We start from the raw sequence: 16,028 nt of genomic DNA, 5'->3' as shown, positions 1-16,028 counted from the left end.
CACCTTATGCTGTCTCGTTTAGCTCTACGTACCCCGTTCCCGTTAAAGGCCTGAGCAACCTTTTTACGTGAGATCTCAAAGCGCATTTCTCTGAATGGGGTGCGCGCTTTTTTATTTATAATAGCTGGATATCTGAATCGACTTTTGCCTTAATGGACAAAGTCGTATTTTTTTACACTTTAAAATGTTTGACTAGCATTCATACATAAAACAATGTAAGTTAAGAATGAGTTGAGCAGAGCCAAGAACAGTTTAGCGAGAGGAGTATAAGCACATGCGAGAAATACTAACATTGAACAACGTTACGTTTACATATGCCCCTGAAGACAGTTCAATTAAGAATGCGATTGAAAATGTCTCATTTAGTGTTCAAGAGGGCGAGTGGATTGCCATTGTAGGGCACAATGGATCAGGTAAGTCTACGATTGCCCGTCTTATTAATGGATTAATTTTTCCTCAAAATGGAACGGTAGAAGTAATTGGAGAACCACTAAACGAGGATAACTTGTGGAATAGCCGCTCTCAAATTGGAATGGTATTTCAAAATCCAGATAACCAATTTGTCGGTGCAACAGTTCAAGATGATGTTGCGTTTGCATTAGAGAATAATGGTGTGCCACATGATGAAATGGTGAAGCGTGTTAGAGAAGCTTTAAAGCAGGTGAATATGGATGGCTTTTTGAATCATGAACCAAGTCATCTATCTGGAGGTCAAAAACAGCGTGTAGCTATTGCGGGCGCTCTTGCGTTGCAACCAAGAATGCTTATTTTGGATGAAGCTACGTCTATGCTTGACCCTCAAGGAAGACAAGAGGTGCTATCTATTGTACGAGAACTACGCGAGAAAACAGGGTTAACAGTTTTGTCTATTACGCACGATTTAGAAGAAGCCATGATGGCAGACCGCTTATTATTTATGAATGGCGGAAAGAAATTTGCAGAAGGAACGCCGTCTGAGATTTTTGCAATGGGTGATCAATTAGTGGAATTGGGTCTTGATTTGCCTTTTGCTTTAAAGCTGGGTAAGCTTTTGCAAATAAACGGTGTTAACCTTAGCGGCGAACCTATGACAGAAGAAGAGTTGGTGAATGATTTATGGATATCAAACTTCAAAAATTAAGCTTTGCCTATGCCCCTGGCACACCGTTTGAAAAAAGGGCTTTATTTGATGTGGATTTAGCCATAGCTTCTGGTAGCTATCAAGCGATTATTGGACATACTGGTTCTGGTAAATCAACAATCCTTCAACATCTCAATGCTTTATTAAAGCCTACGGAGGGTTCTATACAGATTGGTGATAAAGTAATTACGGCAGGCAAAAAAGAAAAAGATTTGCGGCCGATTCGCCAAAAGGTAGGGATTGTTTTTCAGTTTCCAGAACATCAATTATTCGAGGAGACGGTGCTAAAGGATATTATCTTTGGGCCGATGAATTTTGGTGTCCCTGAAGAAGAAGCTATGGAAAATGCTCGTGACTTGGTCAAGTTGGTTGGTTTGCCAGAAGCAGTGCTAGAAAAGTCGCCATTTGATTTATCTGGCGGACAAATGCGCCGTGTGGCAATTGCTGGCGTGTTAGCAATGGAGCCTGATGTCATTGTCTTGGACGAACCGACTGCAGGGCTTGACCCTAGAGGGCGTAAAGAAATTATGGACTTATTTTATCAACTACACCAAAAACGCAATTTAACCACTATTCTTGTCACACACAGTATGGAAGATGCCGCTCGCTATGCGGACCAAATTGCTATTATGCATGAAGGGCGATGCGTTTTAACAGGGACACCAAGAGAAATCTTTAGCGATATCGAAACACTGTCAAATTACCGTCTCGAAGTTCCGCAGATTATTCACTTTCAGAAGCAGCTAGAACAAAAGGCAGGCTTCTCATTTCCAAAATTATGCCTTACAGAGGAAGAGTTTGCATCAATGATTTCTGAATGGCTTCAAGAAAGGCGGAATCAATCATGATGGATAAGCTTATATTTGGCCGTTTCATCCCGGGTGACTCTTTTGTCCATAGGTTGGATCCACGAGCAAAGCTTATATTTGTATTTGCCTTTATCTTTATTGTTTTTATCGCGAATAACACAGCTACGTATGCTGCGTTGCTCATCTTTACAATACTAATTATTCTGTTGTCTAGAATTAAGCTTTATTTTTTGATCAATGGTTTAAAGCCCATTTTGATTTTAATGGCGTTCACTTTCTTCTTGCATATTTTCTTCACCAAAGAAGGGGATATACTTTATCATTGGAAGTTTATTACGATTTATGAAGAAGGCCTCCGCCAAGGGATCTTCATTTCCGTCCGTTTTTTAGTACTTGTTTTTGTTACGACGGTTTTAACACTGACGACTTCACCTATATCCATTACGGATGGTATGGAAGTGTTATTAAACCCATTGAAAAAATTAAAGTTGCCGATTCATGAATTGGCATTGATGATGTCCATTTCTCTACGCTTCATCCCTACTTTAATGGACGAGACAGATAAGATTATGAAAGCACAAACAGCAAGAGGCTCAGACCTTACATCAGGACCAATTAAAGAGCGTATAAAGGCTGTTGTCCCATTATTGGTGCCATTGTTCGTCAGTGCCTTTAAACGTGCTGAGGACCTTGCTACGGCTATGGAAGTACGCGGTTATCGCGGCGGAGAGGGAAGAACGCGTTACCGCCAATTGAAATGGCACGTTAGAGATACAATTGCCGTGCTATCAATTGTTGTAATGGGTGCTGTGTTGATTTATTTGAGAAAATACAGTTAAAGATATAGGAGAATGGACAGATGGAAAAAAGGTTGAAAGCGACCATTGCCTATGACGGTACAAACTTTTCTGGTTATCAAGTGCAGCCCAATCAGCGCACAGTACAAGAAGAGCTAGAAAAAGTCTTAACAAAGATGCATAAAGGAACCAAAGTAAATGTTACGGCAAGCGGCAGAACAGATGCCAAGGTACATGCGACAGGGCAAGTAATCCACTTCGATACATCATTGGATATTCCACTTGATAGTTATAGAAAAGCACTAAATGTCCAATTGCCGACAGATGTTCGTATAAAAGAGATGGAAGAAGTACCTGAGGATTTTCATGCACGCTATAAGGTAGTGAGTAAGAGATATCGCTACATATGGTCCTGTGAAGCCATACAAAGCCCTTTTAGGCGATTTTACGTCACGCCTACTAATGGAGTAAGGCCTGATATTAAAAAGATGATAGAAGCAGCTCAGCACATTATTGGCACCTATGACTTTTCTTGCTTTTGTGCAGCGAATACGAGTGTAAAAGATAAAGTGCGTACAGTCACTCTATTAGAATTTGAATGGCATCAGGATGAGTTGCACATGGTGATTGAAGGGAATGGATTTTTGTACAATATGGTACGAATTATAGCAGGTACTTTATGGGAAGTTGGGACCGGAAAAAGAAATCCAGAACAATTGCCTGAGATCATCGCTTCAATGAATAGAGGGAATGCCGGCAAAACTGCGCCAGCACAAGGTTTGTACCTTGAAAAAGTGAGCTATTAAAGCGAAAGCAACATGACCAGGTGTTTTTCTTGAAATGCTTGACTTATAATTCTATTTGGGTTAAGATGACATATGGTATTTTCATTACCCCACAAGATAAGCCCCGAATCTTAGCTTTTGAGGATAAAGAAAACAATTGGAACAGACAATAGAACAATCATTTGAATTGTAGGAGGATACTAAAATGCGTACAACATTCATGGCTAAAGGTCACGAAGTAGAACGTAAATGGTTAGTAGTAGACGCTGAAGGCCAAACTCTTGGTCGTTTAGCTTCTGAAGTAGCTGCTATTTTACGTGGTAAACATAAAGCAATCTATACACCAAACGTTGATACAGGTGATCACGTGATCATCATCAATGCAGACAAAATCGAATTAACTGGTAACAAATTAAGAGACAAAATTTACTACCGTCACACTCAATTTGCTGGTGGTTTGAAACAACGTACTGCTGGTGAAATGAAAGAAAAATACCCAACTCAAATGCTTGAGTTAGCAATTAAAGGCATGCTTCCTAAAAACACTTTAGGTCGTCAAATGTTCGGCAAATTGCACGTATACACAGGTTCTGAACACCCACACGCTGCACAAAAACCAGAAGCTTACGAGCTTCGCGGATAATAATTAGAGGAGGATACAACCTTGGCACAAGTTCAATATATCGGCACAGGCCGTCGTAAAAGCTCAATTGCCCGCGTACGTTTAGTACCAGGCGAAGGCAAAATCGTTATTAACAACCGTGACGTTGAAAACTACGTCCCATTCGCATCACTACGCGAAGTAATTAAACAACCATTAGTAGCAACTGAAACACTAGGTAGCTACGATATTCACGTAAACGTAAACGGCGGTGGTTTCACTGGCCAAGCTGGCGCAATCCGCCACGGTATTGCTCGTGCGTTGCTAACAGTTGACCCTGATTTCCGTCCAGCACTTAAATCAGCAGGTTTACTAACTCGTGACCCACGTATGAAAGAACGTAAAAAATACGGTCTTAAAGGCGCTCGTCGCGCACCTCAATTCTCAAAACGTTAATTTTGGCGTTTCAAGACTCTCAGTCATTTGGCTGGGGGTCTTTTTTATTGTTGAAACTTTTTTGCAGTATTAACAAACTATGTGATGGACTTCCGATATAATGAATTATACTTGTAGGAGCAGAAGGCAGTTTCTATGTAATGGCTAACGAGTATATATCTAAACTCATATCAGGAATAGTGGGGAGTCATATTGTGGTTGAAGGTCACGCAGAAAGATTTCTACCTTGTTCTTGCTGTAATTATGAGACATTAGTACAGCGAGGGGAATATGGTATTTGTCCAGCCTGCTTCTGGGAGGATGATGGTAACAATAAGCAGGTGTAGTAGGCCCGATCAAAGGACGTTCTCAGAAAGTAGAAGAAACTTTGTTACATATAGAGCTTGCTCAGAAGAAGTTAAATCAGTAACCTCAAACAGATATGAAATCTATAACAAGGCTGAGTGAGAGGAAACGTATAGACATATAATTTTAGATAGGAGATTACAAGGAGAAGAGCCCGCTTTTAAAGCGAGCTCCGTTCATTATAGAGGTATACACAACTTAGGCTTCTTGTAACTTATTTATAACTTCTTCTGAATATGAATCAGTAAACCGAATAATCCCGTGGTCCTGTATAATCCGTCCTTCTTTTTTGCGGACATCCAGCCAATCTGTAATGAAAGAGGGAGCATAACCGCCTTGACCAAATTCTCCGCCAAATGCGATTATTTTGGGGTAGGCTGCCACATATTGATCACGACTGGTGTCTGGATAGGACTTCGTATACAACCAGAATTGGGCATCATACATGAGATACGATAATTCATCAGCTTGAAAAGAAAAATTGCCTTTCTCTTCACAAATCTGTGTACAGATAGTGCGGATTTTCTGTTCAACTTGGTCTATTTCGATTACCCTTGAGCACAGTTCCTCAAGCAGAGGAGAAAATTTGCCATGTGCTACTTTATCCAGATCTTCTTCTTTGTCTTCCTCAGAAGTATCATATTCTTCATCGTTCACAAGGCCTTTGATAAACTCTTCAAAGTTATCGGCAAGGAAGGTAATTTCATAATCGTCTTCTTGATCGACATGAACAACTTCTGGTTCACCATCTATACCGCAAGCTCGATAGTCTAACATAACAACATCATGTCCGGCTGAAGGACAATCACAAATTACAACACCAATGTCAGGGTATCCCCATTCATCAATCATAAATTGGCTACCTAAGTCTCCACACAAAGAATAGCTTTTCTTACGGCCAATTCCCATGATTCCTGTAATGGCAATATGATCTTCTGCCCAGGAAGTGGGATCCTTTGTTGGGAAGTTGGTGTTGTTCGGCACACCGCCATTCCGTTGCTTCATCAAATCAATATAAGAAGAAGGAAGTTTGTATCCAAGCTCTTTCTCTATCGAATCAATTAAATCATCTGTCGGTAGCTCAGATTGATAAGACTCTCTCGCATACTCGCTGTCCTCCCAGAAATCCGCTAAAAACATATCCGAAAAAAGAACTTTTCCATTGACTGATTCGCAACGTGCCATGGAAGCTTTCTTTTTGGAAAGGCGAAGTTTTTCTCTTTTCTGCTTCTCCGCTTTCTGGTTGCTCCGTGTTAAAAAATACTCTGTATATTGATCTCCAGGGTCTAGTTGATCAGCTCTGCTAAAGGCTTGAGCCGATTCCTCATAACGCTTTAAATAATATAAAGCAAACCCTACCCGATAATGCCAGAGAGAATCCTGTTTGCCAGCCTCAGAAATTTTATCAAAGTGATAGAGCGCTTCTTCGTAAAGCCCCATATTGGTATAGGCTCTGGCCAAAAGGCTGATTGAGTCATAGTCCTGTTCTTCATCAGAAATTGTTAAAAGGAAATCGATAATTCGTTGATGTTCATCTGATTCATGCCACTCGTTTAATTGATCAATTAACTTTTGTTCCATTTCTACCTCCCAATAATTTATAAAATAATTTCATATGTATCTGGTTATATATCATCGTAAATGATAGTAAATGCTGCAGCTGAACATTCCAATTATACTTAAACCTAAGCACAAAATTACAAGTACAAAAAAGAATGTTTACACGATTCCATATCTCATTCAATGTTTGTCCTAAATCGCTTTCTTAAAAAACTGGTAAGCAAAGTATATATCCGATAAGAAAACTCACGTTATATAAAAATATATCGGCTAAGTCGAAAATACCGACTTTTAATTGAGCTTGTAAATATTCGATTAAAATTGCAAACACTTCAAAAGCAATTAATCTCTTCATAAACGTTTTTAATATGTTTGTGTATGCTAATAAAAAGTACATTGGTAAAAATATTAAGAGATTAATAACCATAACAATCAGTGAAAAATTATCACTTTTAATATCAGAAATAAATCCAAACGGATTCCAGGCATATAATCCAATTTCCGCGGAATATTGCTGATCAGGGCGAAGTAAGCCTAATACTAAAACCAGTAGATAGAGTGCCAGGAGTATATATCTATCAGTTTTAGTGTCCAGATTAAATATGATGCTCAATAATACATAGACAGTGAAAGTTATTATAAAAATTGCTAAGATGTTCTTTTCAATATTCTCCATGTTAGCAAAAAACATAGGCAAGATATTCATAAAGAATCCTACATATAGCAAGACACCTGCTATAACACTGATTAAAAATAACAAAATCTTCATCATCTTTTTTGATGTTACCGACTCAATCACAATCGCTCTCTTTCTTTTAAATTTTTAAACTAAGAAGACTCAAACTCTATTAAATGCCTTTTTTAGGACAACTCCACCCTATCATGAATAAAAAAAGTTTTCAAAAAATTCATCAAAGTATATATAGTTGTACATTTGTAACCTCCTCTGCATCGTCATTTATGTGAAAGGAGCATTCGTTTTAAATAAAGAGGTTGCAAAGAAGCTTGCTCAATTAATTACAGGGGAATTAATGCCAGAACGGAGGGCAGAAAATTTTGCTGTTGCATTCTTTTTTGTTTATTTAGTAATCCAGACACTATGTAACACGTAGAAATATTGCATAAAGAACAGAAGAGATCACTATTTCTATAAAGGCAGTTATGATGATTGAACAATTTTACCATATGTTACAATTAGGCTGATTTATCATTATAATTTATACATATTATAGAAACTTGTGTAAGGGATAATTGCTTCTCTATTAAAATGGAGGGTAAATAATGACGAAAGAAGTTAACACGACTGGATGGGATGCAGTTGATGAAGCAGTAACGAAGTTATATGGGGAACAGGAACCAAAGCATTATGGTACGGTGCTTTCTTGATTTAATAACAGGATCTTTGTGTGAATCACTGTGTCCAAACCATTTCTCGAAGTACCGAGAAAGGGTATTTTGATTATTTATGAGTAAATTTGAATAAACCAAGAATTAATGGCCGAGTAACATATGGATAAATAATTAAGAAACCCAACTAACTTCCATAAGAAAGTAGCTGGGTTTTAAAAAATAAAATCTATAATAAACATGGCCAAGTATAACCATGATGAACGGAAAGATCTCAGGCCTATTTTGTATATTATTTTAAAGCGTTTACTACAACTTTCGCAGCTTTTGCAATAAGAGCATCATCATAGGTTGCGTCCTTCGTATTGCGAGAAGAAAGGATAGCGATTACTATTGGTTTTCTATCGGGTGGCCAAACAACAGCAATGTCATTACGTGTTCCGTAGCCCCCTGCTCCACTTTTATCAGCAACAACCCAATCCTTAGGTACACCTGCACGTATTAATGTGTCCCCTGTGGCGTTCCCAACTAGCAAATCGGTTAGGAGTGCCTTCTTCTTTGTAGGAAGTACATCACCAATCACGAATTTTTGAAGATTTGATGCAAGTGCTCTCGGTGTACTTGTATCACGAAGGTCTCCGGGAGTGGTAAGGTTTAATTCAGGTTCCAAACGATTAGACTGTGTTACCTTATCTCCCATCTTCCTTAAGGCTTTTTCAAATCCAGTAGGACCTCCTAATTCATTGAAAAGTAGGTTTCCTGCTGTATTGTCACTATACCGGATAGCAGCAGTCGCAATATCCTTCACTGTCATTCCTGTATCTACGTATTTCTCAGTGATAGGTGAATAGGTGACCAAATCTTCCTTAGTGTAAGTGATAATCTTATCAAGATCCTTCATGGATTTTTGCTTAAGCATGGCACCTGTGGCAAGTGCTTTGTAAGTAGAAGCAAAAGCAAATCGTTCATCTGATTGATAGCTGATACTCTTTTTTGTTTTCGTATCAATCGCATAAACACCAAGACGGGCATCGAACTCACTCTCCAGCTTTTTGAAAGCTTCTTCAGTATGCGTGCCTTTTTCCTTAGGGGTTTTATGCTCAGGTGAAGCAGCAGAAGAATTAGTTGCATTCGTGCAACCAGCTAGCAGGATTAAACCTAGCAAAGATAAAAAGAGGGTTTTATTTAGTCTACATAATGTATTCGTTAATTTCTTCAAGTTATAACCTCATTTCTATTTCATCATTATTGTCTTAAATAGATTAAATCGTCTCCACCTTTCAAATCATATGTATTACACGTGTAATACAATACTACAACTGTAATCCTTGTTGGTCAACCTTTTTTAACAAGAGGGGAATTACAGAATGCATAAGTAGAAAGGGTGTTTGATAAACCATAACCGTCATGATAATATTTGAATATTACAGTTGTAGTTTTAGAGAGAATTTATTTAACTTCTTCGAATGAATAAAAGAGGTGAAAACATTGCTTTTTACATACTTCATCATTTGTTTTATAGTTTCTTCTTTAACGGTTATAGGAATTATGCTGGGAAGGAAGATTTTCCAAAAGCAGTTATCTGTAAAAGGGAAATATCATATGTGGTTTTTATTGATGGTGGCCTTGATTCTGCCATTTCTTCCTTTTCAGTTACTGCCTATTAAATATCCTTCTATCGATTTGGGTGTCAACCGACATAATGAACAAAAACCAGTGTTGGCGAATATTGAAGATGCTCAACATTCGAATTGGATACAGGATTATTCCTTATCTATTCATCGCATTAATATAGAATTTCTGGGGACGGTATTAACTTATATATGGATCGCAGGAATGCTAGTTATGTTATGGCTAGCAATAATTGCTTGGCTTGATATAAAGAAAATTAAACGAACAACATCCCCCTTAGTAAATAAAGATATACTGTTTTTATTTGAACAGTGCAAAAAGCAATTAGGTATATCGGGACAGATAGCAGTAGGAGAGTCAAAGCTTGTCAATTCTCCGATGATAATAGGTCTTCTAAGAAATTATGTTGTATTGCCTTCTAAATTTGATCAATGGCTGTCAAAAGATGAAATCAAATATATTTTGCTACATGAACTTAATCACTATAAATATAAAGATACAGTTGTAAATTACCTTATCCTCTTTTTCCAAATTATTTACTGGTTCAATCCACTAGTTTGGCTAGCTTTTCGAAAGATGCGATTGGATCGGGAAATCACCTGCGATTATGCAGTTTTAGCTTCCTTAGATGAGAATTATCACAAAGAATATGGGCTGACGATTATCCATTTTATAGAGAAAGTCTCGCAGCAGAAAAACCTAATTTTAGCCAATCAATTTAATGGCTTCAAAAAGCAAATGAAAAGCCGTATAGAGCATATTGCTTGTTATACAAAGGAATCGAAGCTTTTGAAACTGAAGAGTATAGTGGTTTTTATGATGTTAGGCATATTGGTGGGGAGTCAGGTTCCATTCATTTCAGCTATGGCTCAGAACCAGAATCGTTATGAGTTTACGAGTGAAAAGACTAGTTATTTGGATCCGAGTAATCTTTTCAAGGGGTATGATGGAAGCTTTGTCTTATACGATAACCAGGCTGACCAATATAAAATATATAATAAAAATAGAAGTACACTTCGAGTTTCTCCGGATTCTACTTACAAGATTTATAGTGCATTAATCGGATTGGAGTCCGATATTATATCAGGTGAAAATTCTAGCCTAAAATGGAATGGGACCAAGTATCCTTTTGATTCTTGGAATTCAAAACAAAATTTGTCGACTGCGATGAAAAATTCAGTGAGCTGGTATTTTCAAGAGTTAGATAGGCGAAATCAGACTGCAATCATTGAATCTTATTTAAAACGAATGAAATATGGCAATTCCGACATGTCGGGCGGGATCAGTCAATATTGGCTAGAATCATCTTTAAAAATATCACCAGTTGAACAAGTACAGTTATTAAAAAATTTCTATACTAATCGGCTAGGGTTTAAGGATAAAAACGTCCAAGCGGTTAAAAAGGCAATCAAACTTGAGCAAAAAAATGGGGTACTGCTATCTGGAAAAACGGGTACAGGCGTTGTAAATAACAAAGAAGTGAATGGTTGGTTCATTGGATATATTGAAAATGGGAAGAATACGTATTTCTTTGCAACCAATATTCAGAGAAAAGAAAAGGCATCGGGTAAAAAGGCGGCAGAAATAACTTTGTCCATTTTAAAGGACATGGGGATATATTAATTATTGATCTACTAAAGGAGGTTGTATGATGTCTAAAAATATTCCCAATATATCAGAGTCTGAATGGGAAGTGATGACGGTGCTTTGGAAAGAGGCGCCGCTTACTGCAAATGATGTAATCTCCGCCCTACAGAAACGAACTGATTGGAAATCAAAAACAATACGTACGCTCTTAGATCGTCTTGTTAAAAAAGAAGTCGTGGGAGTAAATAAAGAACAAAGGGTGTATACGTTTTTTCCGCTGTATGAGCAGGATGAATGTCAGCGTGCTGAGGCAGAATCGTTTATTAAACGTATTTATGGCGGCACACTGAAGTCTATGTTAGTACAGTTTATTCAGGAGGATAATTTATCTGAAGAGGATATAAAGGAATTAAGATCCATCCTAGATCCGAAGCAAAAAAAATAAAAACAGTAAGAATGCCCATATATCAGGGTATTCTTTTTTTATTTTGTATCAATTGGTACTCTATTTGATCTGAGAGTAATTGAACACAAAAGGACAATACAACATACACTACTTTAGAGTTTTATTTAAGGTGGTGATTTTTAAAATGAATAATCCATTCCAATTTCCAAGTTTCCCTGGGTCATCAGGAATGCCAAGTTTTCCAGGGTCTTCATTTCCAGGAATACCGGGGATACCAAGTTCTCCAGGACCATCATTTCCTGGAACGCCAGGCACTTCACAGGCACCAACTGCTCCGCCCCCATCATTTACTCCGCAACAGTCAACAACTGTTTCGCCATTAGCAGTAGATCCAGGAGCAATTAGAATGTGTCTGTTCCGTAATACGTACGTATGGCTAAACAATGGTGACGCATTTTGGTACTATCCTGTTTTCGTAGGTTCAAGATCCGTTTCAGGTTTCAGATGGACTGGTTGGACCTGGGTGATTTTTGGTATTGATACAAGGAGAATTAGCTCGTTTACGTGTTTTTAAAAACAATATTGCTTGGGCCTTGGTAGAATAAGCCATCGTATCATTATCTTGTTTGATGTACAAAATTGAACATGCATATTTATCATAAAAACCTCTTTCTGGTATAGCAGCGGAAAGAGGTTTGATATATAAGTTCTTATCAATTAATGTTAGAAAAAGCCAGTTCTCCTTTATTAGGAAAACTGACTGCTTTCATCTGTTATAGCTGCCCTTGTTGAATTCGATTAATTAGTTCCTCTAGCCAGAGAATCGTGTGTTCCGTTTTAGTTGATACATAACCTGTCATGTAGTTTACAAACTTCTCACTATCTTCATCTAGCTCAATCTGGTCTTTGAACCCAATTACGTGCGCCCATTGGCTTTCAATAGTTCGAGCTTTCTTTTCTAATATCTCTATTACTTTTTCTCGGTTCACATATTTGATATTTGCTATGCCCACGACCATATCTGTAATTTCTTTGGCATTCTCAAATAACTTGTATATGAGCTTGGGCAGCTCTTCGCGACCTTTTTCGGTAATCGCAAATACTTGCTTATCTGGTCGATTTTCTTCTTTTTTAATTTCAATAATTTCAATCAACCCTTTTTTAGCTAGGGAGTCAAAATTATAATATAGCTTACTTTCTGTTAATCCAGCTATTTGATCTAATGGAATTGGATCGGATAGGTGTTTTTTTAATTTATAAGGGTAGTTGGCACCCTCCATCAGTTTGCTCAATATAAAGATTTGAATAGACATACTAACACTCCTTCAAGAAGCATGTTAACTCTATTGTAACAAAAACTAGATAGTTGCTTCAGACGAATTCTTTAATTTGTCTGTTTCAGTGGAAGATTCCTCTACTGGGATAGGTTTGTGAATAAATGCAACAATCCCAATGTTAATCAACATAGCAGCTGCACCGACTGCAACCATTGACCAAATATATGGACTTGCACTGATACTTCCGTATAAGTCAGCAAAGTATCCTTGTACAGAGTAATACATTGGTGAAATATAGCTCATCCATTTATAAGGCAAGTACATCATATCGCGGGAAATAGTCGCGCCGTTTGCTAGTGTTTGAATGAGTAAAATTGGTAAGTTGAAAATCATGCCTACTTCTCCAACTAAAAAGATTAAAATAGCCGTGAAGTTGAAGCAGACCATGTAATTAAGAATTTGGTGTCCTAATACGCTGAAGAATAGGCTACCGCTCGGTTTATTAATTAAATATGCAATCCCTGTACCGGCTAGTGATGATACTACTGCCACTATCAATGCTGTTAATTGTACATAGCAGAATAAGCGAGTTTTACTTGCTTTTCCACGACTGCCCTTGAATACGCCTACTAATTGCATGGCACCAATCATCGCACCTGTATAACCAGCCATCGTTAAGAACATTGGCAACATGTTATTATTCATACCATCTGGCATCTCGTTAATTTTTACGACGTTTCCTACATACGACGTTTCAATCTTTTTAGCTAATTCAGCCGCTTGCTCTTTTGGTACATTCACGTTCATTAGAATGCCTTCTGCTGTCTGTTGAGAAAATTGAGTGCTAAATTGGTTATTGATTGCCATAATGACAGAATTGATAGAAGAGGAAACGGTTGTAGCTCCGGCTTCATTGATTGTAAAGTCGATGCTTGAAGATGTTTCACCTTTTTGCATATTCTTAGAGAATGTTTTTGGAATGTGTACAACTAACGCTAAATCATTATGCTCTAAATCCTTTAAGGCTTTTTTATTTGTTAAATCCATTTCAATTTTTTTAAACGGTAACTTCTCTTGTAACTGATCGGCAATCTTTGCACCGTATTCACCAGAATCATCATTAACTATGGCAATTGGTAATTTATCTATATTTCCTGGGATTGCTGAATAGCCAGGCAAGAAGATCCCTAACATGACAACCGCATAAAATATGCCCATGAATATGGCTCCGATTGCCCCTTTTGTTTTTAAGAATTGAGTAAACTTCATTTGTTGAATCCTTCCTTTTGCTAAATTCATTTATGCTTTATTTAAAATACTTTAATCAAAGTACTTTTTAAAAAGTATGTTAGTAGTTTATTTTAATTTAATCAGAAAGTCAATTGAAAAACGTGTTATTATCGTGAACCATTTGATAGAAGAACCAATTATAAAACCCCCTATCTATCGTCGAAAGTAACGGTAGGGGGAGCAGACTTATAAATCTTCTATCCATATTAGAAAAAGAATATGTTAATATGGTATACAAATTAGCATTTGTGTTGATACTAATGATTGAAGTATCTGAAACAAGTTGATATATTTGTTTATATATATAATCAGTGAAGTGATCAAGTAAATAAGAATTGTGAACCAGAAAGTATAGCCTAGGCTGGAAGCTATATCACCTCTTCTTATTGAACCCTGCCACGGAGATGTTAGTGAAAAGCTAACCGAGTCGTTTCGTTATAAACGTTTAGAGGGCATAAAGTTTATTTACGCCGAACTAAGGTGGTACCACGTCTACTAGCATAAAGACGTCCTTATTTGGACGCTTTATGCTTTTTTTATTTTTTCTAAGGAGGAAAAGAAAATGTCTCAAATGACAAACAATTTTTCAAAATGGTATATTGATACAATTCAAAAAGCAGATTTGATTGATTACACTCCAGTACGTGGATGTATTGCATTCAAACCTGACAGCTATGAGATATGGGAACATATCCAAGCGGAGATGGATAAACGATTTAAAGAAACGGGGCACCGCAATGCATACTTCCCAATGTTAATTCCTGAATCTTTTTTCCAAAAAGAAAAGGATCATATTGAGGGATTTTCACCAGAGCTTCCTTGGGTGACAGAAGCAGCAGGAGAAGAATTAGAAGAGCGTTTGGCATTACGTCCAACTTCTGAAACGATGATTGGCCATTTATATTCAAACTGGATTAAAAGCTACAGAGACCTTCCAGTTTTAATTAACCAATGGGCAAATGTTTTCCGTTGGGAAAAGAAAACTCTTCCATTCATTCGTACATCCGAGTTCCTGTGGCAAGAAGGTCATACTGCACATGTAGATGAAGAAGAAGCACGCAAAGAAACGATGCAAATGCTATCTATATATAAAGAGGTAGTTGAAGGACTTCTTGCTATCCCTGTTTATGATGGGCAAAAGACACCATCAGAACGTTTTGCTGGTGCGGTTGATACTTTCTCTATTGAAGCGATGATGAAAGACGGAAAAGCTGTACAAGCGGGGACTTCTCATTATTTAGGTACAAAATTTGCGGAAGCATTTGATATCAAATACTTGAATAAAGAAAACAAGCATACTTACGTGCATACAACTTCCTGGGGAACATCTACACGTTTGATTGGTTCTGTTATTATGGTTCACGGAGACGAAAAAGGCCTTGTCTTGCCACCAAAGATAGCACCTATACAAGTAGTGCTTATTCCGGTCGGTCCATGGAAAAAGAATCCTGCCATTATTGAGAAACTCGATGAAATTTTCGCAGCATTGAAAGCGAAAGGTATTCGTGTTCGTCTGGATGATTCAGATCAATCGCCCGGCTATAAATTTAATGAATGGGAGCTGAAAGGTGTTCCTGTCCGTATTGAGCTAGGTCCTCGTGACTTAGAAAATCAGCAAGCTTTAATGAAAGCACGCGATGAGGATGAAAAAGTCTCGGTATCTTTAGATGCTGTCATTGAACATGTAGAAAAAGAACTTGAAATGATGCAAACGCGTCTTTTAGAAAAAGCAAAAGCTTTCCGAACAGAGAATTCACACACGCATATTGAAACATTAGATGAGTTAACAGCCCATTTAGAAAAGTCTAAAGAACAAGAAACCATTCCTGGTTGGGTTTTAGCTGGCTGGTGTGGAGATGATGCGTGTGAAGAAACGATAAAAGAAAAAACAAAATTCACTACGCGAAACATACCATTCAATCCGCCAACAACAAAGCATACATGCTTAAATTGTGGCAAAGAAGCAAAACATACAGTGTGGTTTGCCCGCGCTTATTAATACTAATAAACAAAGCC

16 protein-coding genes and 1 other annotated feature are annotated in these 16,028 nt (G+C 37.6%); of the genes, 11 read left to right on the top strand and 5 right to left on the bottom strand.

The genetic code is table 11. The features are described 5' to 3' along the window. Positions 1-274: 274 nt before the first annotated feature. The 7 genes from M2M59_RS15545 (at position 275) to M2M59_RS16555 (ending at position 4,894) form a co-directional block, all read left to right on the top strand. Complete coding sequence (locus M2M59_RS15545) at positions 275-1,120, top strand: energy-coupling factor ABC transporter ATP-binding protein (RefSeq protein ID WP_249775048.1); 846 nt, start codon at positions 275-277, stop codon at positions 1,118-1,120. Continuing rightward, positions 1,096-1,968, top strand: a complete 873-nt coding sequence (locus tag M2M59_RS15540) for an energy-coupling factor ABC transporter ATP-binding protein (protein WP_147197394.1) — start codon at positions 1,096-1,098, stop codon at positions 1,966-1,968. Before M2M59_RS15545 ends, M2M59_RS15540 begins: the two co-directional genes overlap by 25 nt. After that, the gene (locus tag M2M59_RS15535; protein ID WP_066790861.1) at positions 1,965-2,768 is read left to right on the top strand and encodes an energy-coupling factor transporter transmembrane component T family protein; all 804 of its coding nucleotides are present in this window, start codon (positions 1,965-1,967) and stop codon (positions 2,766-2,768) included. The genes M2M59_RS15540 and M2M59_RS15535 overlap by 4 nt, the downstream gene beginning before the upstream one ends. 20 nt (positions 2,769-2,788) lie before the next feature. Further along, a complete protein-coding gene (truA, locus tag M2M59_RS15530) occupies positions 2,789-3,532 on the top strand; it encodes a tRNA pseudouridine(38-40) synthase TruA (RefSeq protein ID WP_147197392.1) in 744 nt (247 codons plus the stop codon). A gap of 184 nt (positions 3,533-3,716) precedes the next feature. Beyond that, positions 3,717-4,154: a 50S ribosomal protein L13 gene (rplM, locus tag M2M59_RS15525; RefSeq protein ID WP_066790859.1), complete on the top strand. Its 438-nt coding sequence runs from the start codon at positions 3,717-3,719 to the stop codon at positions 4,152-4,154. Between the two features lie 21 nt (positions 4,155-4,175). After that, positions 4,176-4,568, top strand: a complete 393-nt coding sequence (gene rpsI, locus M2M59_RS15520) for a 30S ribosomal protein S9 (protein ID WP_066790857.1) — start codon at positions 4,176-4,178, stop codon at positions 4,566-4,568. A 140-nt stretch (positions 4,569-4,708) separates the two neighbouring features. Then, positions 4,709-4,894 (top strand): CPCC family cysteine-rich protein, encoded by a 186-nt coding sequence (locus M2M59_RS16555; protein WP_371923793.1) that lies wholly within the window; start codon positions 4,709-4,711, stop codon positions 4,892-4,894. A 217-nt stretch (positions 4,895-5,111) separates the two neighbouring features. On the opposite strand, the gene M2M59_RS15515 is transcribed toward M2M59_RS16555, so the two are convergent. The 3 genes from M2M59_RS15515 to bla form a co-directional block, all read right to left on the bottom strand. Continuing rightward, complete coding sequence (locus tag M2M59_RS15515) at positions 5,112-6,494, bottom strand: SMI1/KNR4 family protein (RefSeq protein WP_249775047.1); 1,383 nt, start codon at positions 6,492-6,494, stop codon at positions 5,112-5,114. Positions 6,495-6,678: 184 nt separating this feature from the next. Beyond that, positions 6,679-7,272 (bottom strand): VanZ family protein, encoded by a 594-nt coding sequence (locus M2M59_RS15510; RefSeq protein WP_249775046.1) that lies wholly within the window; start codon positions 7,270-7,272, stop codon positions 6,679-6,681. Between the two features lie 840 nt (positions 7,273-8,112). Next, the gene (gene bla, locus M2M59_RS15505; protein ID WP_249775045.1) at positions 8,113-9,039 is read right to left on the bottom strand and encodes a class A beta-lactamase; all 927 of its coding nucleotides are present in this window, start codon (positions 9,037-9,039) and stop codon (positions 8,113-8,115) included. A 269-nt stretch (positions 9,040-9,308) separates the two neighbouring features. Between bla and M2M59_RS15500 the strand changes: the two genes are divergently transcribed. The 3 genes from M2M59_RS15500 to M2M59_RS15490 all read left to right on the top strand — a co-directional run bounded on the left by M2M59_RS15500 (position 9,309) and on the right by M2M59_RS15490 (position 12,019). Further along, the gene (locus M2M59_RS15500) at positions 9,309-11,075 is read left to right on the top strand and encodes a BlaR1 family beta-lactam sensor/signal transducer (RefSeq protein WP_249775044.1); all 1,767 of its coding nucleotides are present in this window, start codon (positions 9,309-9,311) and stop codon (positions 11,073-11,075) included. A 28-nt stretch (positions 11,076-11,103) separates the two neighbouring features. Further along, the gene (blaI, locus tag M2M59_RS15495; protein ID WP_147197382.1) at positions 11,104-11,484 is read left to right on the top strand and encodes a penicillinase repressor BlaI; all 381 of its coding nucleotides are present in this window, start codon (positions 11,104-11,106) and stop codon (positions 11,482-11,484) included. Between the two features lie 145 nt (positions 11,485-11,629). Beyond that, positions 11,630-12,019: a collagen-like protein gene (locus tag M2M59_RS15490; protein WP_147197380.1), complete on the top strand. Its 390-nt coding sequence runs from the start codon at positions 11,630-11,632 to the stop codon at positions 12,017-12,019. A gap of 199 nt (positions 12,020-12,218) precedes the next feature. Here M2M59_RS15490 and M2M59_RS15485 read toward each other — a convergent pair whose 3' ends face one another. Together M2M59_RS15485 and M2M59_RS15480 are read right to left on the bottom strand one after the other, a co-directional pair. Further along, positions 12,219-12,758, bottom strand: coding sequence for a PadR family transcriptional regulator (locus M2M59_RS15485; protein WP_147197378.1), 540 nt, complete (start codon positions 12,756-12,758; stop codon positions 12,219-12,221). Between the two features lie 45 nt (positions 12,759-12,803). Next, positions 12,804-13,991 (bottom strand): YhgE/Pip domain-containing protein, encoded by a 1,188-nt coding sequence (locus tag M2M59_RS15480; protein WP_249775043.1) that lies wholly within the window; start codon positions 13,989-13,991, stop codon positions 12,804-12,806. 323 nt (positions 13,992-14,314) lie between these two features. Beyond that, positions 14,315-14,529, top strand: a binding site (T-box leader). A 45-nt stretch (positions 14,530-14,574) separates the two neighbouring features. Here M2M59_RS15480 and proS point away from each other — a divergent pair. Then, complete coding sequence (proS, locus tag M2M59_RS15475; RefSeq protein ID WP_249775042.1) at positions 14,575-16,011, top strand: proline--tRNA ligase; 1,437 nt, start codon at positions 14,575-14,577, stop codon at positions 16,009-16,011. The last annotated feature ends 17 nt before the right edge of the window (positions 16,012-16,028 follow it).

Origin of the sequence: Rummeliibacillus sp. G93 (assembly GCF_023515935.1) — a bacterium.
GTDB classification, from domain to species: domain Bacteria; phylum Bacillota; class Bacilli; order Bacillales_A; family Planococcaceae; genus Rummeliibacillus; species Rummeliibacillus stabekisii.
This window is presented reverse-complemented; position numbering and strand designations above follow the sequence as displayed.

Coding starts and splice junctions, on each gene's coding strand:
- M2M59_RS15545 (WP_249775048.1), top strand. CDS start 275: ATGCGAGAAATACTAACATTGAACAACGTTACGTTTACATATGCCCCT.
- M2M59_RS15540 (WP_147197394.1), top strand. CDS start 1,096: ATGGATATCAAACTTCAAAAATTAAGCTTTGCCTATGCCCCTGGCACA.
- M2M59_RS15535 (WP_066790861.1), top strand. CDS start 1,965: ATGATGGATAAGCTTATATTTGGCCGTTTCATCCCGGGTGACTCTTTT.
- truA (WP_147197392.1), top strand. CDS start 2,789: ATGGAAAAAAGGTTGAAAGCGACCATTGCCTATGACGGTACAAACTTT.
- rplM (WP_066790859.1), top strand. CDS start 3,717: ATGCGTACAACATTCATGGCTAAAGGTCACGAAGTAGAACGTAAATGG.
- M2M59_RS16555 (WP_371923793.1), top strand. CDS start 4,709: ATGGCTAACGAGTATATATCTAAACTCATATCAGGAATAGTGGGGAGT.
- M2M59_RS15515 (WP_249775047.1), bottom strand. CDS start 6,494: ATGGAACAAAAGTTAATTGATCAATTAAACGAGTGGCATGAATCAGAT.
- blaI (WP_147197382.1), top strand. CDS start 11,104: ATGTCTAAAAATATTCCCAATATATCAGAGTCTGAATGGGAAGTGATG.
- M2M59_RS15490 (WP_147197380.1), top strand. CDS start 11,630: ATGAATAATCCATTCCAATTTCCAAGTTTCCCTGGGTCATCAGGAATG.
- M2M59_RS15485 (WP_147197378.1), bottom strand. CDS start 12,758: ATGTCTATTCAAATCTTTATATTGAGCAAACTGATGGAGGGTGCCAAC.
- M2M59_RS15480 (WP_249775043.1), bottom strand. CDS start 13,991: ATGAAGTTTACTCAATTCTTAAAAACAAAAGGGGCAATCGGAGCCATA.
- proS (WP_249775042.1), top strand. CDS start 14,575: ATGTCTCAAATGACAAACAATTTTTCAAAATGGTATATTGATACAATT.